The sequence below is a fragment of the Mycolicibacterium hippocampi genome (genome assembly GCF_010723735.1).
Classification (GTDB): domain Bacteria; phylum Actinomycetota; class Actinomycetes; order Mycobacteriales; family Mycobacteriaceae; genus Mycobacterium; species Mycobacterium hippocampi.
In genome coordinates this window covers 157,020-181,677 of the sequence record NZ_BLLB01000002.1, presented here as the reverse complement: position 1 = coordinate 181,677, position 24,658 = coordinate 157,020, and the positions used below count along the sequence as shown (strand labels likewise).

Genomic DNA, 24,658 nt, shown 5'->3' with positions numbered 1-24,658 from the left:
GTTCAGCGCTCCTCTCGGAAGTCGACGTGCTTGCGGACGACCGGGTCGTACTTGCGCAGCGCCAGCCGGTCAGGGTCGTTGCGGCGGTTCTTCCGGGTGATGTAGGTGTAACCGGTTCCTGCCGTGGAACGCAGCTTGACCAGCGGGCGGATCTCGTTGCGGGCCATCAGATCTTCTGCCCGTCACGGCGCAGCCGGGCAACCACCGACTCGATTCCGTCGCGGTCGATGATCTTGATGCCCTTGGTGCTCACCCGCAGCGTGACCCTGCGGCCCTCCGACGGCAGGAAGTAGGTCTTGCGCTGAATGTTGGGGTTCCAGCGACGGCGGGTGCGGCGGTGTGAATGTGACACCGAGTTGCCGAAACCGGGCGAGCGACCGGTGACCTGGCAATGGGCGGACACGGCTCTCCTTGAGGTCGTTACTGACAATGATTTTCGACAAGTTCGAATCAGGACTGTAACGTCAACGCGCAGTAAATGAAAATCATTTCCGTCTAGAGGAGAAGTGGATGCGCACCCCAGTCGTCGTCGTGACCGGCCAGAGCGATAGCGAGGACATCGCCGGCGTGCTGCTCTGCGGTCCGGGCACGGCGTTGGTGGAACACCGGTTCGACGGGCACGTCGTGCATCGCACAACGACCCTCGTGCAGCGCGGAGTGAAGCTGACCGCCGACTCCGTGCTCGAACTGGCTCACGGCTGCGTGTCCTGCACCGTGCGCAACGATCTGCTGGAGCACCTGCGGCACCTGCACCGCAGATCTGACGTCACGCGCATCGCCGTCCGGTTGGGCCCGTGGATGGAGCCGGAACCGGTCTGCTTCGCGATCACCCATTCGCCGACGGCCCGCGACGTCTCGGTGGCCGCGGTCGTCACCTCTGTGGACACCTCGACGTGGCTCGCGTCGGCGCTGGGGGAGGACGAACTCGACGACGGCCGCACGGTGGCGCAGGTCGTCGTCTCCCAGGCGGAGTTCGCCGACGTCCTCGTCCTGACCCAGCCGCATCCGGAGACGCTGGCGGTGTGCCGCAGGCTGGCCCCGAAGGCGCGGATCACCGTCGGCACCGGCCGACTGGACATGGCCATGGGGTACCTCGAACCGGACGCGCGCCGCGGCCGCGGCGACAGTCCGCACGGGCCACTGCTCGCCGGGCAGCCACCGCTGGACGTCGCCGGACCGGTCCGGATCCTCGAGTTCGGATCCCGCCGCCCGTTTCATCCGGATCGTCTGCACTCGGCTGTGGACCTGTTGTTGGACGGGGTGGTCCGCAGCCGTGGCCGGTTGTGGCTGGCCAGTCAGCCCGACCGGGTGATGTGGCTGGAGTCGGCCGGCGGTGGACTGCGGGTCTCCCAGGCAGGAAAGTGGTTGGCGGCCATGACTTCTCGGGAAGTCGCCTATGTCGACCCGGAACGCCGGGCGATCGCGGACCTGCTTTGGGAGTACCGGTACGGGGATCGCCACACGTCGCTGACGGTGCTGGTCTGCGGGGCGGACCCGGAGGAGATCCGCGAGGGGCTGCAGGGCGCGCTGCTCACCGACGACGAAATGGACCGTCCGGGGGAGTGGCGGAGCTTCCGGGATCCCTTCGGCGAATGGCATGCCGACCCGTGCGACGACGGAGTCCGCACCGGGCAGTCGGATGTCGAGAATCTCGGCCGCGAGGGCTGACCTGGCCGTTGGTGTCGGCTGGCATGATCGGACCCATGAGTATCGACGCCGTGTACACCGCAGAGTCCACTGCCACCGGAGGCGGCCGCGACGGCCACGTCAGGTCCACCGACGGCAAGATCGACCTCGACACCCGGCCACCCAAAGAGATGGGGGGCAGCGGCGACGGCGTGAACCCCGAACTGCTGTTCTCGGCCGGCTACGCGGCGTGTTTTTTGGGTGCGCTGCGGTTGGTCGCCAAGAACGAGAAGGTCACGCTCGACGACGCCAGCGGCATCACCGCCCAGGTCGGTATAGGAAAGGACGACGACGGTGGCTTCGGCCTGACCGTCGAGCTGATCGGCTACCTTCCCGGCCTCGATCAGGGCGTTGCCGACGGTCTGATGCAGAAGGCGCACGGGGTGTGCCCGTACTCCAAGGCCACCCGAGGCAACATCGACGTCAAGCTCGCCGCGAAGGTCTGACATGAGAATCCCCGCACTCGGGCTCGCAGCGGGTATGGGCCTGGCGTTGGCATTGGCCGCTCCGGCAGCAGCGCGACCGTCCGACCCCGGCGTGGTGAACTACGCCGTGCTCCCCAAGGGTTCGGTCAGCAACATCGTCGGGGCGCGGATGGGATTCGAGCAGACGTTCACCGACCCGTTCCAGGCCTTCCACGTCGACAACCCGGTGTGCAACAACTGGGCCGACATCGGCCTGCCCGAGGTGTACAACGACCCCGACCTGGCCGCGTTCAACAGTGCGGTGGCCCAGGAGTCGCCCACCGACTCGACCCACCTCGTCAAGCAGGCGGTCGGGGTGTTCGCCACGCCGGAAGCCGCCGACCGGGCCTTCGCGCGCGTCGTCGACCGGACCGTGGGCTGCAGCGGCCAGACCACGGCGATGCACCTGGACAACTTCACCACCCAGGTGTGGACGTTCACCGGCGGGCCGGCGAGCGCAACCGACGCCAACTGGGTGAAGCAGGAAGCCGGCACCGATAGACGCTGCTTCGTGACGACGCGCAAACGCGAGAACGTCCTGCTGCAGGCCAAGGTCTGCCAGTCGGGAAACGGCGGGCCCGCCGTCAACGTCCTCGCCGGTGCCATGCAGAACACCCTCGGTCAGTAGCGCGGGGATCCCCGAAAAGCGTAGTGCGGGTCGAATTCGGGCACACGTCATCCACGCGTCACCCGCCGAACGCGAGATTTTGTCGGTGCCCTCTGGAAAATAGAGGGGCAGCGATCATCCAGACCGGAGGGAGCGGCTGACATGGCCCGCACCATCGCTACCGACTGCGCCGCCGACTGTGAAGTCGGCGAGCTCGCCAGCGCCACCGAAGCCGCCGAGCACCTCGTCGCCGGCTGCCTGACGGACGGTCCGGTCGGCCGGGTCGGACTCGAGGTCGAGGCGCACTGCTACGACGTGGCAGATCCGTTTCGGCGGCCGGGGTGGGAGGAGTTGGCGTCGACGATCGCGGCGCTGCCCCCGCTGCCGGGAGGCAGCGTGGTCACGGTCGAACCGGGCGGCGCGGTCGAACTCTCCGGTCCGCCGACGGCCGATCCGGTGGCCGCGATCTCGGCGATGGCCTCGGACCGGGCGGCGCTGCGCGCGTCCTTCGCCCACGCCGGGTTGGGCCTGGTGCTGCTCGGTGCGGACCCGGTGCGGCCGGCGGCACGAGTGAACCCCGGCGCGCGGTATCACGCGATGGAGCACTTCTTCCGCGCGAGCCAGACCGGCGCCGCCGGCGCCGCGATGATGACCTCGACGGCGTCGGTGCAGGTCAACGTCGAGGCAGGCCCGAGAGCGGCGTGGGCTGATCGGGTGCGGTTGGCGCATGCGCTGGGTCCGACGATGATCGCGATCGCGGCGAACTCCCCGGTGCTCGGCGGCAGCTTCACCGGCTGGCGGTCCACCCGGCAACGGGTGTGGAGTCAGCTGGATTCAGCCCGATGCGGGCCCATCCTGGGCGAGAGCGGCGACGACCCGGCCTCGGACTGGGCGCGTTACGCGTTGCGCGCACCGGTGATGCTGGTGCACAACCCCGACCCGACACCCGTCACCCAGTGGGTGCCGTTCGCGGACTGGGCCGACGGGCGGGTGCTGCTCGATGGCCGCAGACCGACCACAGCGGACCTGGACTACCACCTGACCACGCTGTTCCCGCCGGTACGGACGCGCGGATTCCTGGAGGTTCGGTACCTGGACAGCGTGCCCGACCAGATCTGGCCGGCCGTGGTGTTCACCCTGGCCACCCTGCTCGACGACCCCGCGGCGTCGGACATCGCTGCCGAGGCGACCGAATCGGTCGCCACCGCCTGGGACCGGGCCGCTCAGGTCGGGCTGCGTGACCGGCGACTGCACAGCGCCGCCTACCGGTGTGTACAGGCCGCCGCCGAGCGCGCCCCGGCCGAACTCGAGGAATCCATGGGCACGCTGGCGCGTTCGGTCGAACAGGGACGCAGCCCGGGTGACGACTTCGCCGACCGGGCCGTCCGGTACGGGATCGCCGGCGCGGTCACCCAACTGGCACGAGGAGAGATTTGACCCAGCGCGACCAGCTTGCGGACGATCTGACCAGGGCGAGGGACCGCACGCTGCGGCTCGTCGACTTCGACGACGCCGAGGTGCGACGCCAGTACGACCCACTGATGAGTCCGCTGGTCTGGGATCTGGCCCATATCGGCCAGCAGGAGGAGCTGTGGCTGCTCCGTGGTGGCGACCCGGACCGGCCGGGGCTGCTGTCCCCGAAGGTGGACCGGCTCTACGACGCGTTCGTGCACTCCCGGGCGAGTCGGGTCGACCTCCCGCTGCTGCCGCCCGCCGACGCCCGCCGGTACTGCGCGACGGTGCGTGGCCGGGCGCTCGACGCGCTGGAGGCGTTGCCCGACGGACACCCCGACGCGTTCACGTTCGGGATGGTGGTCAGCCACGAGAACCAGCACGACGAGACGATGCTTCAGGCGCTGAACCTGCGCACCGGTGCGCCGCTGCTGGAGCGGGGCAGTGTGTTGCCCGCGGGTCGCAACGGGTTGGCTGGGACGTCGGTGCCGGTGCCCGCGGGGGAGTTCGTCCTCGGCGTTGACGCCGCGACGGAACCGTACTCACTGGACAACGAGCGTCCCGCGCACATCGTCGACGTTCCGGCGTTCCGGATCGGCCGGGTGCCGGTGACCAACGGCGAGTGGCGAGCGTTCATCGACGACGGCGGCTATCAGCAGCGACGTTGGTGGTCGGAGGCGGGCTGGGCGCACCGCAGCCAGGCGGGGCTGACGGCACCGCTATTCTGGGACGGCCACGGCACCCGGACCCGGTTCGGTCACCGCGAGGACATCCCCGCCGACGAACCCGTGCAGCACGTCACCTACTTCGAGGCCGAGGCCTACGCCGCCTGGGCGGGTGCTCGCCTGCCCACCGAGGTGGAGTGGGAGAAGGCCTGCGCCTGGGACCCGCAGACCCGCTCCCGGCGGCGATACCCCTGGGGCGCCGCCCGACCCACCACCGAGACGGCCAACCTCGGCGGTGACGCGCTGCGACCGGCGCCGGTTGGGGCGTACCCGGCGGGCGCGTCGGCCTACGGGGCCGAGCAGATGCTGGGCGACGTGTGGGAGTGGACGACGTCGCCGCTGCGGCCGTGGCCGGGCTTCACCCCGATGGTCTACGACAAGTACTCCGAACCGTTCTTCGCGGGTGTGGCAACCGGTGACTACCGGGTGCTGCGCGGCGGGTCGTGGGCCGTCTCGCCCGACATCCTGCGCCCCAGCTTCCGTAACTGGGACCACCCGATCCGCAGGCAGATCTTCTCCGGCGTGCGGCTGGCCTGGGACTGCGGCGATGAGCCGCTTGCGCGAAGAGCAGACTGCCATGTGTAGGCATCTGGCATGGCTCGGTAGCCCGGTGTCGGTGGCCTCGCTGGTGCTCGACCCGCCGTCGGGGCTGCTGGTGCAGTCCTACGCGCCACGCCGGCAGAAGCACGGGCTGATGAACGCCGACGGGTGGGGCGTCGGGTTCTTCGACCACTCGGTGCCGCGTCGGTGGCGCAGTGCCACGCCGCTGTGGGGCGACGCGTCGTTCGCGTCGGTGGCGCCCGCTCTGGTCAGCCACTGCGTGGTGGCGGCGGTCCGCTCGGCGAGCGTGGGCATGTCGATCGAACCGTCGGCCTCGGCGCCGTTCACCGACGGGACCTGGCTGCTGTCGCACAACGGGATCGTCGACCGGGCGGCACTTCCTGCGTCCACGCGTGCGGAGTCGACCAACGACAGCGCCCTGCTGGCGGCGCTGATCTTCGACCGGGGAATGGATCGGCTGGCCGAGACCGTCGTCGAGGTGGCGGCCGACGATCCGAACGCCCGGCTGAACATTCTGGCCGCCGACGGCGCCCGCTTGATCGCCACCACTTGGGGAGACACGTTGTCGGTGCTGCGCCGAGACGACGGCGTGGTGCTGGCCAGCGAGCCCTACGACGACGATCCTGCCTGGCAGGAGATCCCGGACCGCCACCTGGTTCAGGCCACCGCCACGTGTGTGCAGCTCACCCCGCTGAAAGGACCGTGATGACTTCTCAACTGTCGATCTCCAACTACCTGGCCGCCGACGCCGCCGAGGAGGCGTTGCGCCGCGACGTCCGCCACGGTCTGACGCAACATCCGAAATCGTTGCCTCCCAAGTGGTTCTACGATTCCGTTGGCAGTGACCTGTTCGACCAGATCACCCGTCTGCCGGAGTACTATCCGACCCGCGCGGAGGCGCAGATCCTCCGGACGTACGCCGGCGAGATCGCTGCCGCCTCCGGTGCCGACACGCTGGTGGAGCTCGGCAGTGGCACCTCGGAGAAGACCAGGTTGCTGCTCGACGCTCTGCGAGACCAGGGGGCGCTGCGTCGCTTCGTCCCGTTCGACGTCGATGTCAGCGTCCTGAAGACTGCAGGGTCGGCCATCGAGCGGGAGTATCCCGGTGTCGAGATCGAGGCTGTCTGTGGGGATTTCGAAGAGCATCTGGGCAAGATCCCGAGCACCGGCCGTCGGCTGGTGGCGTTCTTGGGGTCCACCATCGGCAACCTGACCCCCGGCCCGCGGGCGGACTTCCTGTCCTCGGTGGCCGATCTGCTCCAACCTGGCGACTCGCTGTTGCTGGGCACCGATCTGGTCAAGGACACCGACCGGCTGATCCGCGCCTACGACGACAGCGCAGGCGTGACAGCCCGGTTCAATCAGAATGTACTCGCCGTGGTGAACCGGGAACTGGGCGCGGACTTCGACATCGACGCGTTCGAACACGTCGCGCGGTGGAATGCCGCCGAGGAACGCATCGAGATGTGGCTGCGGTCCACCCGGGCTCAGCGGGTCCGGATCGCCGCACTGGAGCTGGACGTCGACTTCGCCGAGGGGGAGGAGATGCTCACTGAGGTGTCGAGTAAGTTCCGGCGATCCCGGGTGGACGCCGAGCTCTCGGCTGCCGGGCTACGCCGAACCCATTGGTGGACCGATGAGTCCGGTGATTTCGGCCTGTCACTCTCGGTGCTGAGGTGACCCAGGCTCAGGGGACGCTCGGGCAGAACTGGCGCGCAGCGCGCCCGCCCGTCGCGGGTGTGCACGTCGACAGTGCGGCCTGCTCCCGGCAGAGCGTCGCCGTCATCAACGCCTCGGCCGAGCATGCGCGCCACGAGGCGGAGGTGGGCGGCTATGTCGCAGCGGAAGCCGCGTCACCGGTGCTGGAAGCGGGCCGCGCCGCGGTGCGGGCGCTTGCCGGGATGAGCGACGCCGACGTCGTCTTCACCACCGGATCCAACAACGCGCTCGACATCCTGCTCGACGACTGGGCCGGCGAGCGGAGTCTGGCCTGTCTGCCCGGCGAGTTCGGTCCCAACTTGATGATCATGGCCCGCCACGGTTTCGAGATCCGCGAGTTGCCGGTCGACGGGTTCGGTCGGCTGGATCTCGACGCACTGGGAGCGTTCCTGGCGTCGAACCCGCCGGCGCTGGTGCATTTCACCATGCTGGGCAGTCACAGCGGCGTCGTGCAGCCGGTGCACGACATGGTCGCCGCGTGCCGGGGACACGGAATCCCGCTGATCGTCGACGCCGCACAGGGTTTCGGACATCTCGACTGCGCCGGAATCGGCGCCGACGCGTTCTACTCTTCGTCTCGGAAGTGGACGGCAGGTCCGCGCGGTGTGGGGATGCTGGCGACCAGGCCGGGACTGCTGTCAGAGCCCACACAACAACGCATCGGCCACACCGAAGCGAATGTCGGTCTGCACGTCGGCCTTTCGGTCGCCCTGGGGGAGTACATGGCAGCAGGTCCGGAGCATGTGCAGGCTCGGCTGCGTGAGGTCGGCGCGGCCACCCGCACGGCGCTGGCAGGTGCCCGGGGGTGGACGGTTCTCGAGCGGGTCGAGGAACCCAGCGCCATCACCACCCTTCGGCCGCCCGACGGGGCCGATCCGATGGCGGTGCGGGCCAGGTTGATCGCCGAGCACTCCGTCGTGACGACCTATCTGGGCCCTGAACGAGCCCCGCGGGAGATGACACATCCGGCGCTTCGGGTCTCGCCGCACGTCGACGTCACCGACGCTGACCTCGAGTCACTCGTCGAGGCGCTGGCCGCGGCTACGCGCTGACCGTCGTCGTCACCAGCCGTACCGGCATCTGTTTGACACCGGGCACCATCGTCGCCTTCATGCGCACCACCGCACCGTCGAGGTCGATGTGCTCGAAACGCATCAGCAGCTCCTCGAACAACACCCGGGCCTCCAGACGGGCCAGCTGTGCCCCCAGGCAGGAGTGCTCGCCGCACCCGAACGCCAAGTGCGGATTCGGGTTCCGGGTGATGTCCAGCTGCTCGGAGGTCGGGCCGAACACCTCTTCATCGCGGTTGGCCGAGCCGTAGAGCATGGTGACGTACTGTCCCTCGCGGATCAGCTGTCCGCGGATCTCGACGTCGCGGGTGGCGCATCGAGACATGTTGGCCACCGGCGAGGTGTAGCGCAGTAGCTCCTCGACGGCCGAGGTCATCAACTCTGGATGGGCGCGCAGCAACTGGAACTGCTCGGGGTTCTCGATCAGTGCCAGAGTGCCCAGCGCGATCAAATTGCGCGTCGTCTCGTTGCCCGCGACGAGCAACAGCAGGCAGAACTGGAGCAGATCCTGATCGGTCAGCCGGACGCCGTCGACCTCGGCTGCCATCAGGACCGACAGCAGGTCGTCGGTGTCGGAGAGGGCACCCGTCCGGCGCTGCGAGATCAGCTCCTGGAAGTACTCGTAGAGCTGGCCCAATGCAGCGAAGGTGTCCAATTCCACGTCCGGGTCGTCCATGCCCACCGTGGCGTCCGACCACGTGCGGAACTGTTCCCAATCCTTGTCGGGAGCGCCGAGTAGTTCGGCGATCATCCGGGTCGGGAGCGGGGCGGCGATCTGCTCGCCGAACTCGGTGCTCGCGTCGGGGTCGATGCTGTCGAGCGCCGCGCGGGCGAAGGCCCGCAGCTTGGGTTCCAGAATGGCCACCTGGCGGCGGGTGAAGCCGGTGTTGATCAATTTGCGCAGCTGTCGGTGCCGCGGCGGATCGGTGAAGATCAGGCTGCCGTCGAGCACCGGGTTCTCGACCGCCGGGTCCGGAATGGTGATGCCCCTGGCCGAGGAGAACAACGCGGGGTTGGTCGACACGTACCGGACGTCCTCGTACTTCAGCAGCCCCCAGAACCCGGCCTCGGCGTTCCAGCACACCGGCTCGGTGGCCCGCAGCTCCCGGTAGGCGGGGTAGGGGTCGCCCGCGTAGAACGTCGGTGAATGCAGGGGGTGTGCCATGAAGGTCTCCTGGTCACTGAGGACGGTGGGTGTGCCGCAGGCCGGTCAGGATCACCTGCAGGCCGTGTTGGAAGAGCAGCTGTGAATCGCCGGCGCCGGCGCGGCTCAAATGGTGCTCCAACTGCACCGAGCCGAGCAGATGGATGTAGAGCACGGCGTGCGCCGCATCCAGTTCCGCAGGTGCCCAACCCGATTCGGCGAGAATCTGCTTGGCCGTGTGGTCCATGGCATGGGCGGTGCCGACCAGCGGGCGTTGTTGAACCAGCGCGGCGATGCCCGGGATGGCGACCAGGGCACGCCAGGCGTTGTCGTAGAGCTCGCTGATGCGGTGCTCCCAATCACCGTCGGCAGGGACCTCGATGCTCTCCAGCACCGAGTCGACCAACAGGTCGAGGAGCGCGGCCTTGTCCTTGACGTGGTAGTAGACCGAGGACGCCGACGTTCCGGCCTCCTCGGCGAGGTTTCGCATCGTGACGTTGTCGACTCCCACTCGCCGGGCGAGCTCGAGCAGGTGCTTGACCAGGTGTTCCCGGTGGAGCGCACCGTAAGGCAGCACCGAGGCCGAACGACGGGACCGGACCAAAGCACACCCCCTTTAGAACAATGTTCGGATTCGAACGTTGTTCAGATATAACCAGCCTCGCCTCCTCCGGTCAAGAGGGCGGCGGGAAGGGGCTCGGTTCGGCTGGCGGCCTCTCCGCCCGGGTAGGTCAGGCACTGCCCGGTCGTTCGCAATCGCGCTGCCCGAGGATTCGGACTTGGCCCAACGCTGTTCTCCCGGTCACACCGGCATGCCTACCTTGATGTCCGACACCCCCGTGCTGCATCGCAGAGAGGACCGCCCATGAAGGTCGAGGATCTACTCAAGCCCTTTCCCATCAAGGAGTTCCACCCGTTCCCCCGCGCCATGATGGGCCCGGGTGCACACGAAATGGTCGGCCCCGAGGCGCTGAAGATGGGCTTCAAGCGCACGCTGCTGATGTCCTCCGGTCTGCGCGGCACCGACATCGTGCACAACATGGCCGAGTCGCTGAAATGGCACGGCCTCGAAGTGGTGGTTTACGACCAGGTGGAGTCCAACCCGAAGGACTACAACGTGATGGACTCGGTGAAGCTGTACCAGGAGAACGACTGCGACAGCTTCATCTCCATCGGTGGGGGCTCCACCCACGACGCCTGCAAGGGCGCGCGAATCTCGGTGGCTCACGACGGTCGTAACGTCAACGACTTCGAGGGTTTCAACATGTCCGAGAACCCGAAGAACCCGCCACACATCGCCATCTCCACGACCGCAGGAACCGGTTCGGAGACCTCGTGGGCCTATGTCATCACCGATACCACCACCGATCCGGACAATCCGCACAAGTACGTTGCCTTCGATGACGCCTCGGTGGCGACGCTGGCCGTCGACGACCCGGTGCTGTACTTCGAGTGCCCCGTCGACTACACCGCGCAGTGCGGTTTCGACGTACTCGCACATGCCTCGGAGCCCTATGTCTCCCGGCTGAACTTCGAACCATCGCTGGGCAACGCGATCCGCGCCATCAAGCTCACAGCCGAGAACCTTCGCGAAGCCACCTGGAACGGAACCGATCTCAAGGGTCGTGAAGGCATGATGTACGCGCAGTACATCGCCGCTCAGGCGTTCAACTCCGGTGGGCTGGGCATCATTCACTCGATCTCGCATGCGATCTCGGCGTTCTATGACACCCATCACGGACTCAACAACGCAATCGCGCTGCCGCGGGTTTGGGCGTTCAACATGCCGGTTGCCTACAAGCGGTTCGCGGACATCGCCCAGGCGATGGGGGTGGACACCTACGGAATGACCGATGTGCAGGCCGCCGATGCCGCACTGGCGGCCGCGATCCGGTTGTTGCGCGACGTCAACATCATCGAGAAGTTCACCGACATCAAGCAGGACAGCTACTCGAAGAACCGGTTGGGCCAGGGGCCCACCAAGTTCTACGAGAACGCGCCGGTGATCAAGGGCGACAAGGCCGACGTCGACCGCATCACCAACCACGTGCTCGGCGACGCCTGCACACCGGGCAACGCCAAGGAATGCACGTTCGCGACGGTGCGCCCCGTCGTGGAGCACTGCATGAACGGTGACCTCGACGAACTGCTGCCCTGAGCTGATGTTCGATTCCATCGAAGGTGTGCGTTCGGCGCTCGCCGGTGAGGGTTATATCGCCGACGAGCGGCTGGCCACCACGGTTTTCCTGCAGACCCGGCTGGACAAGCCCCTGTTGATCGAGGGGCCGGCCGGCGTCGGAAAGACGGAGCTGGCCAAGGTATTGGCGGCCGCCACCGGACGCCGGCTGCTACGGCTGCAGTGCTACGAAGGGCAGGACGAGACCAAAGCGCTCTACGAGTGGGACTACGGAAAACAGCTGCTGTACACCCAGATCCTACGAGAGAAGATCGGGCAGTTGGTTGCCGACGCGTCCGACCTGAGCGATGCCGTCGACCGAATCGGTGCGCAGGAGAGCGTCTTCTTCTCCGACCGTTTTCTGGCGTCACGGCCGCTGCTGGAGACGGTGCGTTCCGAGGAACCGGTGGTGCTGTTGATCGACGAGATCGACAGGGCCGACGAGGCCCTGGAAGCCGTGCTGTTGGAACTTCTCGGTGAGTACCAGGTCTCGGTCCCCGAAATCGGAACGTTCAAGGCCAAGCACTCCCCGTATGTGGTACTGACCTCCAACAACACCCGTGATCTGGCGGCGGCATTGAAGCGCCGGTGTCTGCATCTGTTCCTGGACTATCCGGCCGCCGAGCGTGAGCTCGAGATCGTCCGGTCCAAGAACACCGGCCTTGCCGATGCGCTGGCGGCGCAACTCGTCGAGGTGGTACGTGGATTGCGAGAGCTGGAACTGCGAAAGGCGCCGAGCATTTCGGAGACCATCGACTGGGCTCGCACGCTTGCCGTGCTCGGGGTCGAAGAACTCTCCGCCAAGATCCTGTCGGACACCGTATCGGTGGTGGTCAAGTACGACAAGGACATTCGCAAAGCGCTCGATGCGCTTCCGCGGCTGGTGGATCCGAATGCGAAGGTCCCCGAACGGTCTCACCCGGAGCATTCCCACGATCACGGTCCGGAGCACCCCCACACCCACGGCCACGACCACGACCATGACCACGGAGCCGACGGGCGGGCCGTGCGCATGGCCAAAGATCAACCGGGGCGGTTCACCGACGGGTACTACGGCACCCCGAAGAAGACGCCGACCTCGACCCTCGGCCGGCGACGGGCGTTGTAGGACCACCCGTGGAGGCGACCCTGCACCGCTTCGTCAGACTGCTGCGCCTGGGCGGGGTGCGCGTTTCGATCCCCGAGGTGCTGGACGCGATGCGGTGCGCCGGACAGCCCGGCGTGTTGACGTCGCGGACGGTGCTGCGGAACGCATTACGGGTCGCTTTGGTCAAGGACAAGCGCGACGAACCGGTTTTCGACGAGATCTTCGAGGCCTTCTTCTCACTGGTCCGCATCGGGGGAGTCGACAACGGGCACGGGCACTCACACGCCCACGACGATCTGGTCGATTCCGGTGAGCTCGAATCGTTCACCCTCTCCGAGGAACCCAGCGATACCCCTGAGGAAGGCCACGACCACGGCAAGCCCAGCAGTATCCGGGACTACTTCAAGCAGGAGGACCTGGCTCAGCGCTACAACCTGCATCAGGAGGCGAACAAGATCGATCTCGCCGCGCTGACCGACGAGATCGTGTTCTCCAAGGAGGCGCTGCGCGGGGCCGACAGTTCCTACCGCGTGCAGCTGTCCGCCGACCGTCTCAGCGGCGCGGGCCCTCCAGGTGACCTGGCCAGCTCGCGCGGCACGCCCGTCGACGCCGAACTCACCATCACCGAACAGGATGTGCTGCTCGGCTGGCTGGCCGATGAGCTCGGCACCGACGGTGACGAAAGTGACGCGGCGGCGCTGCGTCAGCGGCTGGCCGGCCTGCTGGAGAATCTGCCCCAGGCACTCAAACGGCATCTCGAGGCGCTGATGGCCCTGGAGACCAAGATCATCGAGTCCCGCGAACAGCGTGAAGCCGTGCTCTCGGGTGCGGACCGGCTCGGTGAGGCGGAGCGTGCCGAGATCGAGGATTCGCTGCGCCGGCTCGCCCGCACACTGCACGGAGCGCTGACGCACCGCCGGTCGGCGGCCGCGGCCGGGCGGGTCGATTCGGGTCGGACGATGCGTCGCAACATGCGTTTCGACGGGGTGCCGTTCATGCCGGTGACCGTACGCCGCACGGAGGACCGGCCGCGGCTGGTGGTGCTCGCCGACGTCAGTCTGTCAGTACGGGCCACCTCACGGTTCACCCTCAATCTCGTGCACGGACTACAGGATCTGTTCACCCAGGTGCGATCGTTCGTCTTCGTCGCCGATGTCGCCGAGACGACCGAGTTGTTCCGCGACCATCCCAGCGATCGCGCGCTGCGGCTGATCTTCGGTGGCGACGTGGTCGACACGGCTGCCGACTCCGACTACGGCAGCGTGTTCGGTGACTTCCTGGCCGAGCATTCCTCCGCGGTCACCCGTCGCACCACGGTGCTGGTGCTGGGTGACGGCCGCAACAACGCGAGAGATCCGAACCTGTCTGCGTTCGAGGAGATCACCCGGCGGGCACGGGAGACGGTGTGGCTGACTCCGGAGCCGCGGTACTCGTGGGGGCTGGGCAGTTGCGACCTGCCGGCATATGCGGAGTTCTGCGACAGGGTCCGGGTCGTGCGTGATCTGACGGGGTTGGAGCACGCAGCCCACGAGTTCGCCGCCGAGGCCGTGGGCAGATGATCCCCGAACCGGGGACTGGGCCTCGGCGGTCGGGTGGCGGGTTGGACCAGCGATGCCGGAGTCGTACGCTGGACCGCGGAGTGTTATCCGGGTCACATTCGGTGGACCCGACCGGCGTTGGGCGAGGCGAAACTGTGGTGTATCTGGACAGCCCGAGTCCGGGTGAATCGCGACGTCCCGCGCTGACGCCCGAACATGATTCCGGGTGCGTCGGATCGGCGCCCCGGCTGCTGAAGTTCCACGCCCCGGAGATCGTGTTCGGCATCAACTCGATGGCGGAAGCGGTACATGCTGCCCTGCGGTTGGGCGCCATGCGGCCGATGCTGGTCACCGATCCCGGCCTCATCGAGGCGGGGTGGGCCGGCGAGATGATCGCGCACCTCGCCGAACAAGGGGTGACGGGCTGTGTGTGGAATGACCTGACCCCCAACCCCAAGGACCACGAGATCGCGGCCGGATACCAGAAATACGCGGAGCACGGCTGCGACGTGATCGTCGCGGTGGGCGGCGGCTCGGTGATCGACGCGGCCAAGGGCGTCGCGATACTGGCGGCCAACGGTGGTGACATTCTCGACTACGAAGGCGTGGACAAGGCGCAGCTGCCGATTCCACCGCTCGTGGTGGTGCCCTCGACATCGGGCACCGGCGCCGACGTATCCCAGTTCTGCATCGTCACCGACACCACCCGCAACACCAAGATCACCATCCTGGGACGGGCCCTGGTACCGGACGTGACGGTGATCGACCCGCGGCTTCTGACCACGATGCCGGAATGGCTCAACGCCGCGACGGGGCTGGACGCGCTGACCCACGGCATCGAGGCGTTCGTGTCGCTGGGACACAACCAGCTCACCGACCACCATGCGCTGCGCGCTGTGCAGATGGTGACCGACAACCTCCTGCACACCATCGAACGGCCGACCGAGATGGCTCCCCGCGTGCTGATGGCGCAGGCCGCACTCGAGGCAGGCCTGGCGTTCACCAACGCGATCCTCGGCGCTGCCCACGCCATGAGCCATCAGGTGGGCGGGCTGCTGGACCTGCCGCACGGTGTCATCAACGGTGTGCTGCTGCCGCACGTCATCCGGTTCAACGCGGAGGCCGATCCAGAGCCCTACGCGATGGTTGCGGCATGCCTGGGTGTCGCGCAGTCGGGTGCGCCGGCGGGCGAAGCCGCGCTGGCGCTCGCCGAGCGTATCGACCAGCTGGCCCGAGACGTCGGCGTCCCGCGTGGTCTAGGACAACTCGGGGTCACCGACGCGGATCTGCCGCGGCTGGCCAGGACCGCCCTGCTGGACGCCTGTATGAGCACCAACCCGCGTCCGGCTGACGAGAACCAGATGCTGGCGCTGTTCCGGGCGGCGATGTGACGGCCGCCAGTACCCCCGATCTGGCGCAGCTGACGGGTCTGCGCTCGGGGAAGAGTCGCTTCTACTCCGAACTGCGAGTCACTGCCGAGCGGCTGGATCGTGTCGTCGCCGCACTCGACACGATCTCCCGGGCGCTGGTGCAGACCATCGAAGGACCGGAGAAACTGGTCCGCGCTGTCGCCGAGGCCGCACGAACGAACCTGCACGCGGACTGGGTCTTGTTGGCGCTTGCCGATGGCGCGCTCCCCGAAGCCACTGTGCGTCACCTGATCCTGGACGCCGACGGGGTGGCGTATGCCTTCGAAGGTTTCTCCGGTGCCGAGGATCCCGGCCCGGCGCTCCCCGACGTCGTGCTCAACCGGCTCAACGACATCCTGCGCGGTCAACTTGCGCATTTTCGGGTTCCGGTGGTCGAGGACCAGCACGCCCACGTACCGATCGAGCTCGACGGCGAGGTGATCGGCGCATTCGCGGCGTGGACCCCACCTCACCGCAACCTCGACCACACCGATGCCGTGGTGTTGCGGATACTGGCCAGCCAAACCGCTGTCGCCCTGCAGAATTCCGCGTTGTTCACCAAATCGGTGACGCTGCTCGCCCAGTCCGAGGCGCACAATGCAGACCTCCTGGCCACGCAGCGTGAACTTGTGGCGGCGCAACGTCATCAGGTCCTGGACTCGGAGCGTCACCGGATCGCGCGCGAACTGCACGACAGCGTTGCCCAGACCGTGCTGTCGGCCGGCATGCAGATCGAGGTGTGCCGCAGCGAGGTCGAGGGCTTGGGTGCCGGCGAGGACGTGGTCGAACGGTTGGATCTGGCACGAGATCTGACAAGGTCTGCATCCGAGCAGCTACGTTCGGCGATCTACGCCTTCAACCAACCCGACGACGCACACCGGTTCAGTCTGATCGAGATGCTCCAACAGTTGGCGACCGTGCACATGCCCGAGGATCTACGGGTCACGCTGCGGGTCGTCGGTGCGCCGGCGGAGCTGCCGAGCGATGTCGAGCATGCGCTGCTGAGGATCGCCGGTGAGGCACTGTTCAACACCGCCATGCACGGCAACGCGACTCGCGCGATAGTGCGCCTGTCCCACAGCGACGATGCGGTCAGCCTGTCGATCGCCGACGACGGTACCGGCGACCCCGCCAAGCTGCGGCTGATGCTACAACTCGCCGAAGCCGCCGATGTGGATGGACGCCACCGCGGCCTGGTCAACATGCGGGCGCGGGCTCGTGAACACGGCGGCACATTCGACGTCTACCGATCCCGGATCGGCGGTGTTCGGGTGGTGGCTCGGATTCCCGGATCCCCCGAGCCCCGAGCCGAAAGTCGCAACTCATGACCCCCATCAAACTCGTGATCGTCGATGATCATGCGATTCTGCGCCAAGGGCTGCGCTCGCTACTCGAACGGGCCGACGATCTGGTGGTCGTCGGCGAGGCCGCTTCGGAGGGCGAGGCCGAGGCAGTGGTAAGGGCGACCGGACCCGATGTGGTACTGCTCGACCTCAAACTCTCCGCCGGGTCCGAATTCGAGGGACTCACGTTGTGCGGGAAGCTGTCCGCTGCCTACCCGGACCTCGGACTGCTGGTGCTGACGACATTCCTCGACGAGGACCTCGTGGTGCGAGCGGTACACGCGGGCGCCCGCGGCTACGTGGTCAAGGATGTCGACACCACGGAGTTGGTGCGTGCCATCCGCGCGATATCCGCCGGGGACAGTGCGTTCGACTCGCGCAGTGCCGCAGCCGTGGTGCGGTCGCTGTCCGGCCGGACCGAGACCCGTCAACAGCTCACCGACCGCGAGCTCGAAGTACTAAGACTGCTCGCGACGGGTCTGTCCAACAACAAGATCGGCGAGAAACTCTATATCTCGGCCACGACCGCCAAGTTTCATGTCAGCAACATCATGCGCAAGCTCGAGGTGAGCAGGCGCGCCGAGGCGGTCTACGCGGCGAGTAAGCGCGGCTTGATATAGAGCTCCGTCACTGAGAAGGGACGAACGCTACCGGTCCAGGATCAGCCAGCCGCCATGGAAAGTGTGGATACGGGCGGTGATTCCGCGATGACGCCCACACGCCCGCTGGGCCATCAGCTCCAGGGACGGACGATCGAACTGCTGGACGTGACCGTAGCAGTCACCTAGCTCGTCCTCGAACGGCACCGCGATCACCACCCTGCGCCGTGCGAGTCGAACCGCCTCGTCGAGTGCAGCTTCCGCAGCATCCACCGGTAGGTGCTCGATCAGATGCAACGCCGTCACAGTGTCTGCGGTGCGATCAGGCAGCGGTACCGCGGTGGCGTCGCAGGCCAAGGTGGACAGGGGCCGCTGCAGCCGGGTGCTGACCCGGTCGAGCAACTGCATGGTTTGCAGGCTGAGATCGGTTGCCAGCACCTCGATCCGCTGTTGTGCCAACCGTAGTGGAAAGAACCCGAAGCAGGAGCCGAGGTCGATCACGTGATGTCCGCGGACCTGGGACGCCGCCCGGGCATGGATCGGCGCAAATGGCGCCCTGTCACTTTCGAGCTGGTCCAGTGAGTTGCGGTAGAAACGCAGCCAGGCCGGCAGCGCACCGTCGATGGTGGAACGGACGATGCCGGTGAAAACCATCTCGAACTCCGCTCGCCCCCGGAGGGTGCCGGATTCGGCCAGCATCACGGTGAGCTCGTCGCAGATCTCCTCGGGGGTGAGGTCGTGCTCGACAATGACTGTGCGGCCGTGCCGTTGAACGCAGAACCGTGGTGCGCACATCGTGGCGGCATCGGTGTGCGGTCGATGCGGCCCATGCCGGCGGGTGACGCGGACACCGCGGCCGCTCCACGTGCCTCTCGGGGTGGGAGCGAGCGGATCCAATACGGCTGCCTGCATGCACGGCAACGCTATTGGAGTGATCAGGGGTAGCGCGCGCACCGAACGGCCGCAATGTGAGGCCTGTCCGGCCGGGTAGGTGACTGCCCGATAGGCGAGTTCCCGCCGGGCGCAGGGTGGCATAACTTCGGAGCATCCGTGAGAGCCGTTGTTGAGGGGACCGCCGTGGACTGGTTCGAAACCACCGCAGAGGCACAGCGCCGCGCGCAGAAGCGGCTGCCACCAAGCGTTTACAGCGCGCTGGTCGCCGGGTCGGAACAGGGGATCACCGTCGCCGACAACCTGTCGGCCTTCGGCGAGCTGGGCTTCGCGCCGCACATCGCCGGACTCTCCGGCAAGCGTGACATGGCGACCACCGTGATGGGACAGTCGCTGTCGCTTCCAGTGATCATCTCACCGACCGGAGTGCAGGCGGTGAATCCCGACGGGGAGGTGGCGGTGGCACGTGCGGCCGCCGCCCGCGGCACCGCCATGGGTCTGTCGTCGTTCGCCAGCAAGCCCATCGAGGAGGTCGCGGCGGTCAACCCGCAGACCTTCTTCCAGATGTACTGGACGGGCGGCCGGGACAAGCTCGTCGGTCGGATGGAACGCGCCCGTGCAGCCGGCGCGGTCGGCCTCATCATCACCACGGACTGGTCGTTCTCCAGCGGCCGTGACTGGGGGAGTCCCGCGATCCCGGAGAAGATGGACTTGCGCGCGATGCTGCGCTTCGCACCGGAGGCCGTCCGCAGGCCACGCTGGCTGTTCGACTTCGCCAGGGCCGGCCGCGTGCCCGACCTGAGCGCACCGAATCTGGCCGACGGTGGGGCCGCGCCGACGTTCTTCGGCGCCTACGGGGAGTGGATGCAGACCCCGCTGCCGACCTGGGAGGACATCTCCTGGCTGCGTGAACAGTGGGGCGGGCCGTTCATGCTCAAGGGCGTGATGCGCGTCGACGACGCCAAACGCGCGGTGGACGCCGGCGTCACCGCGATCTCGGTCTCCAACCACGGTGGCAACAATCTCGACGGCACCCCGGCCCCGATCCGGGCGTTGCCGGCGATCGCCGAGGCGGTCGGCCAGCAGGTCGAGATCGTGCTCGACGGGGGTGTCCGTCGCGGCAGTGACGTTGTCAAGGCCGTCGCGCTCGGGGCCAGGGCGGTGATGATCGGTCGTGCCTATCTGTGGGGCCTTGCCGCCGGCGGGCAGGCCGGCGTGGAGAACGTGCTGGACATCCTGCGCGGTGGAATCGACTCCGCTTTGCTCGGGTTGGGGTTGTCGTCGGTGCACGACCTCAGCGCCGCGGACCTGGTGGTGCCCGCCGGTTTCAGGCGCGATCTCGGGCTGTAGTCCGCCGCCGGTCAGCCTGGCAGGTCCCAGGTGTGCACCGGGTCGTTGGAATGCATCTGCTCGCAGTACAACCGCAGCATCTCGGCGAGCGCCGCGGGCCGGCTCATGCCGCGATCCTGGAATGCGCCGACCGCGGCGGCCTGCCATGCCGCACCGTTGCGTCCGGTCTTGGCGCGCCCCTCGATCACCCCGAGGTAGCGGTCGCGCACGTCGGCGGCGACCTCCCAGCGCCGCAGCCCCTCCTCGGCCATCGGCAGCAGCTGCCGCAACACCAACTCGTCGGGGGTCACCTCACCCAGACCGGGCCAGTACATCCGCGCGTCCATGCCGTGCTGTGCCGCAGCCATGAAGTTCGATTGCGCCGCAGCAAAACTCATCTTCGTCCACAGCGGCCGGTCTTCCTCCGAGAGCGCTCGAAGCATCCCGTAGTAGAAGGCCGAGTTGGCCATCATGTCCAGCACGGTCGGACCCGCGGGCAGCACCCGGTTCTCGACGCGCAGGTGCGGCCGCCCGTTCACCACGTCGTAGACCGGCCGGTTCCACCGGTAGATGGTGCCGTTGTGCAGCCGCAGTTCCGACAGGTGCGGGGTGCGGCCCTGCGCCAGTTCGGCCACCGGGTCCTCGTCGGACAGCTCGGGCAGCAGCGACGGGAAGTAGCGCACGTTCTCCTCGAACAGGTCGAAGATCGAGGTGATCCACCGCTCGCCGAACCACACCCGGGGGCGCACCCCTTGCGTCTTGAGCTCGTCGGGGCGGGTGTCGGTGGCCTGGGCGAACAACTCGATGCGGGTCTCCGACCACAGGTGGTGGCCGAAGAAATACGGCGAGTTGGCGCCGAGCGCCAACTGCGGGCCCGCCAGTACCTGCGCGGCGTTCCAGTTGTCGGCGAAGTCCGCGGGGGAGACCTGCAGGTGAAGCTGCATGCTGGTGCAGGCGGATTCGGGCGCGATCGAGGCGGTCTGCAGGGACAGACGTTCGGGCCCGGCGATGTCGATCATGATGTCCTCGCCGCGGGCGGTGAAGATCGAGTCGTTGAGCGCCTGGTAGCGGTTCGACTCGCTCATCCAGTGTCCGGAGAGGTGTTCGGGCATCAGCGTCGGCAGGATGCCGATCATCACGATGTGAGCGCCGTGGTTGTTGGCCTTGACTTCAGCGGCGTTGAGGCTGGCGCGGACCTCGTCCTCGAGCTCGAGCGCGGCCCGTCCGGGGAGCCGGCGCGGGGGCACGTTGAATTCGATGTTGTAGGCGCCCAATTCGGTCTGGTAGGCAGGGTCGGCGATCGAGGCGAGGACCTCGGCGTTGCTCATCGCGGGCTGGTAGTCCGAGTCCACCAGGTTGCATTCGATCTCCATGCCGGTCAGCGGCTTCTCGAAGTCGAAGCTGGACTGGGCGAGCATGGTCTCGAACACGTCAAGGGACAGCTGCACCTTGCGCCGGTAGTCGCGGCGGTGCTCGCGACTGAAGTCGCTGTGCGTCAGTTCCTCACCCACACCGCCCATTGTCGGCGAGCGCGCGGGTTTGCGCGCCGACACGCCGCGATTGCCGTCATTCTGTGCGCACTCGCGGCGGGTCAGCGAGCGCGCGAAGCCACCACCACCTGGGGGCTGAGCAGCCCGCCGCGTAGCTGGACGTCGATGTCGGGGTCGGCATGGCGGGCCAGGGCCCGCAGCGCCGAGGGGCTGTAGGCGCGCAGCGAACTGATCACGCCGTCGTGGACAAACGGGGCGAACGGCGCCCACGGCAGCATCGTCGCGAGCGTCAGCAGGTGCAGCGGCGCCGGCGGCCGCGGCAGGTCGATGATCAACAGCTTGGACGCCACCCGGGTGCCTTCGGCGAATACCCGCGCGGCCGCCGTGGGGGGCAGGTGGTGGAACGACAACACGAAAACCGCCAGGTCGAACTGGCCGTCGGTGGCGTCCAGCGCGGTCGCGTCCATCTCGCGGACCGTCGCCCGCGGATGCGTCCCGAGATCCCCGGCCGCAATGGCGGCCACCGACGCGGGTTCGACGTCCGTCACCGTCAACCTGGCGGTCGGGTGCCACTCCAGCAGCTTGCGCGACAGCCCGCCATGCCCGGCGCCCAGTTCCAGGATCGCCGGATCGGCGACCTCGGCCACCTCGTCGAGGGCGATTGCGGCGAATCTCGCGTGGTTGCCGAAGACCTGGCCGGTACAGTCCAGCGCGCGGACCACGCTGCGTTTCACCCGTGGGTCGACGTCGTCACGGTCGAGGTACTCCTGCCGCTCTGTCTGCAACAACCGATCCAGACATGACGCGTCCGGACCACCCCGCGGCATCCGGGCGATCTCATCGACTTCCGCCATCGTCATGGGCTCCATCATGGACGAACCACCGTCCCGGCTGCAGCCCCGGACCCGAGGTGCGGTCATCCAGCGGAAACACGCGGCTCACATGCCCGAAATCGCCGGGTCATAGCGTCACGTCATCTTCGTGCATCGGCCTGGTGCGTCAGCGCCTAGGGGAAGGAGCCTGATGGCCATCGACAAGAGCGACATCCCGAGCCAGGATCCCATCGTCGTCGCGTCTTCACCGTCCGCAGCGGTCGTGGCCGACGGTTTCGTCGCCGCAGACGCGCACAGTTCCCTACACAACGACGAGCTGGCCCCCAGTTCACCGGCCCAGCGAAAATGGGGCTGGTTCGAGATCTTCAACGTCTGGACCAACGACGTGCAGAGCCTCGCGGGCTACACGCTCGCCGCCAGCCTCTTCGTCACCGCCGGGATCAACGGCTGGTTCGTGCTGGCGGCGATCGTCCTGTCCGGCGCCCTGGTGATGTTCTTCGTGAACTGGTCGGGGAGGCCGAGCGTGAAGTACGGCGTGCCCTACCCCGTCGTGGCGCGGGCGTCGATGGGGGTACGAGGCGGCATGTTCCCGGCGACCATCCGGGGCATAGTGGCCATCTTCTGGTACGGCGCCCAGACGTACTTCGCCTCCACCGCAGTGGCATTGGCGATCAACGCCGTGCTCGGTGCCACGCCGACGGCGACATGGCTCGGGATGACCTGGGTGGACTGGGTCTCCTACACCGTGGTGGCCGGCTTCCAGATCTGGCTTTTCGTGCGGGGTCTGGACGGGATCGTGAAGTTCCTCAACTTCGCAGGACCCGCGGTCTACGCGGTGATGATCCTGTTGTTGGTCGCGATCTGGTGGCAGGCCGGATCGGGTCTGCTGAGTTCGGTCGGGGATCTGTTCGCCGGGGAGAAGCAGGGCACCGCCGCGGTCGCCGCGTTCGTCGGGGTGGTGGGGACGATGATCGCCTACTTCTCGGCGGTGATCATCAACTTCGGTGACTTCGCCCGGTTCACCCGCAGCGATCAGGAGATGAAGCGGGGCAACCTGCTCGGACTGCCGGTGAGCCTGACGGTGTTCACGCTGCTGTCGCTGTTCATCACCGCCGGCGCCTACATCGTGTTCCAGGACGGGCAGGGTGATCCCATGACCAACCCGGCCGACATCGTCGGCGCGGTCGGCAACGTGTGGCTCTCCATCCTGGCCGCGGTCACCTTCTTCGTCGCGACCGTCGGTATCAACCTGGTGGCCAACTTCATTCCGCCTGTCTACGACATCGTCAACCTCAAGCCGGAGAAGCTCAACTTCCGGGTCGCCGGATTCATCACCGCGGCGCTGGGATTCGTCATCGGGGCACTGTGGGTGTCGGTCATCGGAAACGCCGGTCTGCCCAAGTTCGTCGACACTCTCGGCGCCGTGCTGGCGCCGCTGTACGGCATCATGATCGCCGACTACTTCCTGCTGCGGCGTCAACACCTCAAGCTGCAGGACCTCTACTCGGTGGACCCCGCCGGGACCTACTACTTCACCAGGGGCTGGAACGTCCGGGCGCTGTGGGCTTTTGCGGTGTCGGGCGTGTTCGCGATCTCCGCGGTGTGGGTGCCTGCGCTGCACGCACTGTCAGGCTTCGCATGGGTGTTCGGTGCCGCCCTGGGTGCCGCGCTGCACATGCTGGTGATGCGGGGTCAGCCGCTGGAGGCGCCGAAGCAGTCCGTGACCGCCTGAGAAGTCAGGTCAGTCCTCTCCGAGGCTTCGGCAGGTCAGTCCTCTCCGAGGACGTGATAGATCTCGCGGCGGGCATTGTTGACGATGTCGACGATGCGCTGTTGCTGCTCGGGAGTCGCCGCGTGGGCGGACTGGCCCACCGCGCCCATCAGCTGGCCGACGGCGGTACGCAGGCCCATCGCGGCGGGGTCGGCTCCCTGGGTGATCTCATCCCAGGGCGCCGTCTCGATCTTCTCGGCGGCAGCGCGTCCGTCCTCGGTGAGCTCGAAGAGCTTCTTGCTGCCCTCGGACTCGGTCGCCACCAGCAGGCCCTCATCGACCAGCAACTGCAGGGTGGGGTACACCGAGCCCGGGCTGGGCTTCCACAACTGCTGACTGCGCTCGTTGATCTCCTGGATCATCTCGTAGCCGTGCATCGGTCCGTCGGTGAGCAGCTTGAGGATCGCGGCGCGCACGTCACCACGCCTGCCCCGGCCGCCGCCCCGGGGCCCACCGCGCCTGCCGGGGCCGAAGCCGAACCCGAAACCCGGGCCGAATCCGCCGCCGGGGCCGCCGAAGCCCGGGCCGAAACCGGCGTCGCCGCGGTGCTCACGGACGTGATCGCGAAACTCGCGGCGGGCCTGCCTGCGCCGTTCATGGAGCACACGACGGTCCTGGGGGTTGAAGCCGGCTCCGAAGCCTGGTCCGAAACCGATGCCGTGACCGCGCTCGGCGAACGGGTTCTCCGGGGGAGTGAAAGGGGTGTTCATGTCTGTTGTCCTTCGTTCGACAGGAAGCACACTGCGCGCTTCCGATACGTTGAC

General features: G+C 67.4%; 24 protein-coding genes. 16 read left to right on the top strand and 8 right to left on the bottom strand.

The features are described from left to right. Positions 1-2: 2 nt before the first annotated feature. Positions 3-167 (bottom strand): 50S ribosomal protein L33, encoded by a 165-nt coding sequence (rpmG, locus tag G6N53_RS01775; RefSeq protein WP_163886613.1) that lies wholly within the window; start codon positions 165-167, stop codon positions 3-5. Next, positions 167-403: a 50S ribosomal protein L28 gene (gene rpmB / locus G6N53_RS01770; RefSeq protein WP_163886612.1), complete on the bottom strand. Its 237-nt coding sequence runs from the start codon at positions 401-403 to the stop codon at positions 167-169. The genes rpmG and rpmB overlap by 1 nt, the downstream gene beginning before the upstream one ends. Before the next feature lie 107 nt (positions 404-510). On the opposite strand from rpmB, the gene mrf reads away from it, so the two are divergent. From mrf to egtE, 8 genes are all read left to right on the top strand, one after another. After that, entirely contained in the window at positions 511-1,668 is a 1,158-nt protein-coding gene (mrf, locus tag G6N53_RS01765; RefSeq protein ID WP_163886611.1) for a ribosome hibernation factor-recruiting GTPase MRF, read from the top strand. Positions 1,669-1,703: 35 nt separating this feature from the next. Next, the gene (locus tag G6N53_RS01760) at positions 1,704-2,132 is read left to right on the top strand and encodes an organic hydroperoxide resistance protein (RefSeq protein ID WP_205390251.1); all 429 of its coding nucleotides are present in this window, start codon (positions 1,704-1,706) and stop codon (positions 2,130-2,132) included. Between the two features lies 1 nt (position 2,133). After that, positions 2,134-2,778 carry a sensor domain-containing protein gene (locus tag G6N53_RS01755; RefSeq protein ID WP_163886609.1) on the top strand — a complete coding sequence of 215 codons (645 nt, stop codon included), beginning with the start codon at positions 2,134-2,136 and terminating at the stop codon, positions 2,776-2,778. A 141-nt stretch (positions 2,779-2,919) separates the two neighbouring features. Then, entirely contained in the window at positions 2,920-4,194 is a 1,275-nt protein-coding gene (gene egtA / locus G6N53_RS01750; RefSeq protein WP_163886608.1) for an ergothioneine biosynthesis glutamate--cysteine ligase EgtA, read from the top strand. Then, positions 4,191-5,519 carry an ergothioneine biosynthesis protein EgtB gene (egtB, locus tag G6N53_RS01745; protein ID WP_163886607.1) on the top strand — a complete coding sequence of 443 codons (1,329 nt, stop codon included), beginning with the start codon at positions 4,191-4,193 and terminating at the stop codon, positions 5,517-5,519. Before egtA ends, egtB begins: the two co-directional genes overlap by 4 nt. Then, on the top strand, positions 5,512-6,201 hold the full coding sequence (egtC, locus tag G6N53_RS01740; protein WP_163886606.1) for an ergothioneine biosynthesis protein EgtC: 690 nt from the start codon (positions 5,512-5,514) through the stop codon (positions 6,199-6,201). The genes egtB and egtC overlap by 8 nt, the downstream gene beginning before the upstream one ends. Beyond that, the gene (gene egtD, locus G6N53_RS01735; protein WP_163886605.1) at positions 6,201-7,175 is read left to right on the top strand and encodes an L-histidine N(alpha)-methyltransferase; all 975 of its coding nucleotides are present in this window, start codon (positions 6,201-6,203) and stop codon (positions 7,173-7,175) included. The genes egtC and egtD overlap by 1 nt, the downstream gene beginning before the upstream one ends. Beyond that, a complete protein-coding gene (gene egtE, locus G6N53_RS01730; protein WP_163886604.1) occupies positions 7,172-8,266 on the top strand; it encodes an ergothioneine biosynthesis PLP-dependent enzyme EgtE in 1,095 nt (364 codons plus the stop codon). The genes egtD and egtE overlap by 4 nt, the downstream gene beginning before the upstream one ends. Here egtE and G6N53_RS01725 read toward each other — a convergent pair. Together G6N53_RS01725 and G6N53_RS01720 are read right to left on the bottom strand one after the other, a co-directional pair. Then, positions 8,256-9,449 carry a cytochrome P450 gene (locus tag G6N53_RS01725; protein ID WP_205390250.1) on the bottom strand — a complete coding sequence of 398 codons (1,194 nt, stop codon included), beginning with the start codon at positions 9,447-9,449 and terminating at the stop codon, positions 8,256-8,258. The two genes, egtE and G6N53_RS01725, sit on opposite strands and share 11 nt — an antisense overlap. A gap of 13 nt (positions 9,450-9,462) precedes the next feature. Continuing rightward, entirely contained in the window at positions 9,463-10,032 is a 570-nt protein-coding gene (locus G6N53_RS01720) for a TetR/AcrR family transcriptional regulator (protein ID WP_163886603.1), read from the bottom strand. Positions 10,033-10,293: 261 nt separating this feature from the next. Here G6N53_RS01720 and mdo point away from each other — a divergent pair, with 261 nt between their 5' ends. From mdo to G6N53_RS01690, 6 genes are all read left to right on the top strand, one after another. Beyond that, the gene (gene mdo, locus G6N53_RS01715) at positions 10,294-11,586 is read left to right on the top strand and encodes an NDMA-dependent methanol dehydrogenase (RefSeq protein WP_163886602.1); all 1,293 of its coding nucleotides are present in this window, start codon (positions 10,294-10,296) and stop codon (positions 11,584-11,586) included. 4 nt (positions 11,587-11,590) lie between these two features. After that, positions 11,591-12,712, top strand: a complete 1,122-nt coding sequence (locus G6N53_RS01710; protein WP_163886601.1) for an AAA family ATPase — start codon at positions 11,591-11,593, stop codon at positions 12,710-12,712. Positions 12,713-12,720: 8 nt separating this feature from the next. Beyond that, positions 12,721-14,250: a VWA domain-containing protein gene (locus G6N53_RS01705; protein ID WP_163886600.1), complete on the top strand. Its 1,530-nt coding sequence runs from the start codon at positions 12,721-12,723 to the stop codon at positions 14,248-14,250. A 182-nt stretch (positions 14,251-14,432) separates the two neighbouring features. After that, complete coding sequence (locus G6N53_RS01700; RefSeq protein WP_237166687.1) at positions 14,433-15,620, top strand: iron-containing alcohol dehydrogenase; 1,188 nt, start codon at positions 14,433-14,435, stop codon at positions 15,618-15,620. After that, complete coding sequence (locus G6N53_RS01695; protein WP_163886598.1) at positions 15,617-16,966, top strand: MadS family sensor histidine kinase; 1,350 nt, start codon at positions 15,617-15,619, stop codon at positions 16,964-16,966. Before G6N53_RS01700 ends, G6N53_RS01695 begins: the two co-directional genes overlap by 4 nt. Continuing rightward, entirely contained in the window at positions 16,963-17,601 is a 639-nt protein-coding gene (locus G6N53_RS01690) for a MadR family response regulator transcription factor (protein WP_163886597.1), read from the top strand. The genes G6N53_RS01695 and G6N53_RS01690 overlap by 4 nt, the downstream gene beginning before the upstream one ends. Positions 17,602-17,628: 27 nt before the next feature. Here G6N53_RS01690 and mftM read toward each other — a convergent pair whose 3' ends face one another. Beyond that, on the bottom strand, positions 17,629-18,492 hold the full coding sequence (gene mftM, locus G6N53_RS01685) for a mycofactocin oligosaccharide methyltransferase MftM (RefSeq protein ID WP_163886596.1): 864 nt from the start codon (positions 18,490-18,492) through the stop codon (positions 17,629-17,631). A 138-nt stretch (positions 18,493-18,630) separates the two neighbouring features. Between mftM and mftD the strand changes: the two genes are divergently transcribed. Next, positions 18,631-19,821 carry a pre-mycofactocin synthase MftD gene (gene mftD / locus G6N53_RS01680; RefSeq protein ID WP_237166324.1) on the top strand — a complete coding sequence of 397 codons (1,191 nt, stop codon included), beginning with the start codon at positions 18,631-18,633 and terminating at the stop codon, positions 19,819-19,821. A gap of 11 nt (positions 19,822-19,832) precedes the next feature. Here mftD and G6N53_RS01675 read toward each other — a convergent pair whose 3' ends face one another. Then, positions 19,833-21,320, bottom strand: coding sequence for a glutamate-cysteine ligase family protein (locus G6N53_RS01675; RefSeq protein ID WP_163895302.1), 1,488 nt, complete (start codon positions 21,318-21,320; stop codon positions 19,833-19,835). Between the two features lie 71 nt (positions 21,321-21,391). Then, positions 21,392-22,150, bottom strand: coding sequence for a class I SAM-dependent methyltransferase (locus G6N53_RS01670; RefSeq protein ID WP_371870789.1), 759 nt, complete (start codon positions 22,148-22,150; stop codon positions 21,392-21,394). Between the two features lie 163 nt (positions 22,151-22,313). Here G6N53_RS01670 and G6N53_RS01665 point away from each other — a divergent pair, with 163 nt between their 5' ends. Next, positions 22,314-23,855 (top strand): NCS1 family nucleobase:cation symporter-1, encoded by a 1,542-nt coding sequence (locus G6N53_RS01665; RefSeq protein WP_163886595.1) that lies wholly within the window; start codon positions 22,314-22,316, stop codon positions 23,853-23,855. Positions 23,856-23,890: 35 nt separating this feature from the next. Here G6N53_RS01665 and G6N53_RS01660 read toward each other — a convergent pair whose 3' ends face one another. Further along, the gene (locus tag G6N53_RS01660; RefSeq protein WP_163886594.1) at positions 23,891-24,604 is read right to left on the bottom strand and encodes a PadR family transcriptional regulator; all 714 of its coding nucleotides are present in this window, start codon (positions 24,602-24,604) and stop codon (positions 23,891-23,893) included. Positions 24,605-24,658: the final 54 nt, after the last annotated feature.

Excerpts from the sequence above, each read along its gene's own strand:
- rpmG (WP_163886613.1), bottom strand. The coding sequence starts at position 167 with ATGGCCCGCAACGAGATCCGCCCGCTGGTCAAGCTGCGTTCCACGGCA.
- mrf (WP_163886611.1), top strand. The coding sequence starts at position 511 with ATGCGCACCCCAGTCGTCGTCGTGACCGGCCAGAGCGATAGCGAGGAC.
- G6N53_RS01760 (WP_205390251.1), top strand. The coding sequence starts at position 1,704 with ATGAGTATCGACGCCGTGTACACCGCAGAGTCCACTGCCACCGGAGGC.
- G6N53_RS01755 (WP_163886609.1), top strand. The coding sequence starts at position 2,134 with ATGAGAATCCCCGCACTCGGGCTCGCAGCGGGTATGGGCCTGGCGTTG.
- egtA (WP_163886608.1), top strand. The coding sequence starts at position 2,920 with ATGGCCCGCACCATCGCTACCGACTGCGCCGCCGACTGTGAAGTCGGC.
- egtC (WP_163886606.1), top strand. The coding sequence starts at position 5,512 with ATGTGTAGGCATCTGGCATGGCTCGGTAGCCCGGTGTCGGTGGCCTCG.
- egtD (WP_163886605.1), top strand. The coding sequence starts at position 6,201 with ATGACTTCTCAACTGTCGATCTCCAACTACCTGGCCGCCGACGCCGCC.
- G6N53_RS01725 (WP_205390250.1), bottom strand. The coding sequence starts at position 9,449 with ATGGCACACCCCCTGCATTCACCGACGTTCTACGCGGGCGACCCCTAC.
- mdo (WP_163886602.1), top strand. The coding sequence starts at position 10,294 with ATGAAGGTCGAGGATCTACTCAAGCCCTTTCCCATCAAGGAGTTCCAC.
- G6N53_RS01710 (WP_163886601.1), top strand. The coding sequence starts at position 11,591 with ATGTTCGATTCCATCGAAGGTGTGCGTTCGGCGCTCGCCGGTGAGGGT.
- G6N53_RS01690 (WP_163886597.1), top strand. The coding sequence starts at position 16,963 with ATGACCCCCATCAAACTCGTGATCGTCGATGATCATGCGATTCTGCGC.
- mftM (WP_163886596.1), bottom strand. The coding sequence starts at position 18,492 with ATGCAGGCAGCCGTATTGGATCCGCTCGCTCCCACCCCGAGAGGCACG.
- G6N53_RS01675 (WP_163895302.1), bottom strand. The coding sequence starts at position 21,320 with ATGGGCGGTGTGGGTGAGGAACTGACGCACAGCGACTTCAGTCGCGAG.
- G6N53_RS01670 (WP_371870789.1), bottom strand. The coding sequence starts at position 22,150 with ATGACGATGGCGGAAGTCGATGAGATCGCCCGGATGCCGCGGGGTGGT.
- G6N53_RS01665 (WP_163886595.1), top strand. The coding sequence starts at position 22,314 with ATGGCCATCGACAAGAGCGACATCCCGAGCCAGGATCCCATCGTCGTC.
- G6N53_RS01660 (WP_163886594.1), bottom strand. The coding sequence starts at position 24,604 with ATGAACACCCCTTTCACTCCCCCGGAGAACCCGTTCGCCGAGCGCGGT.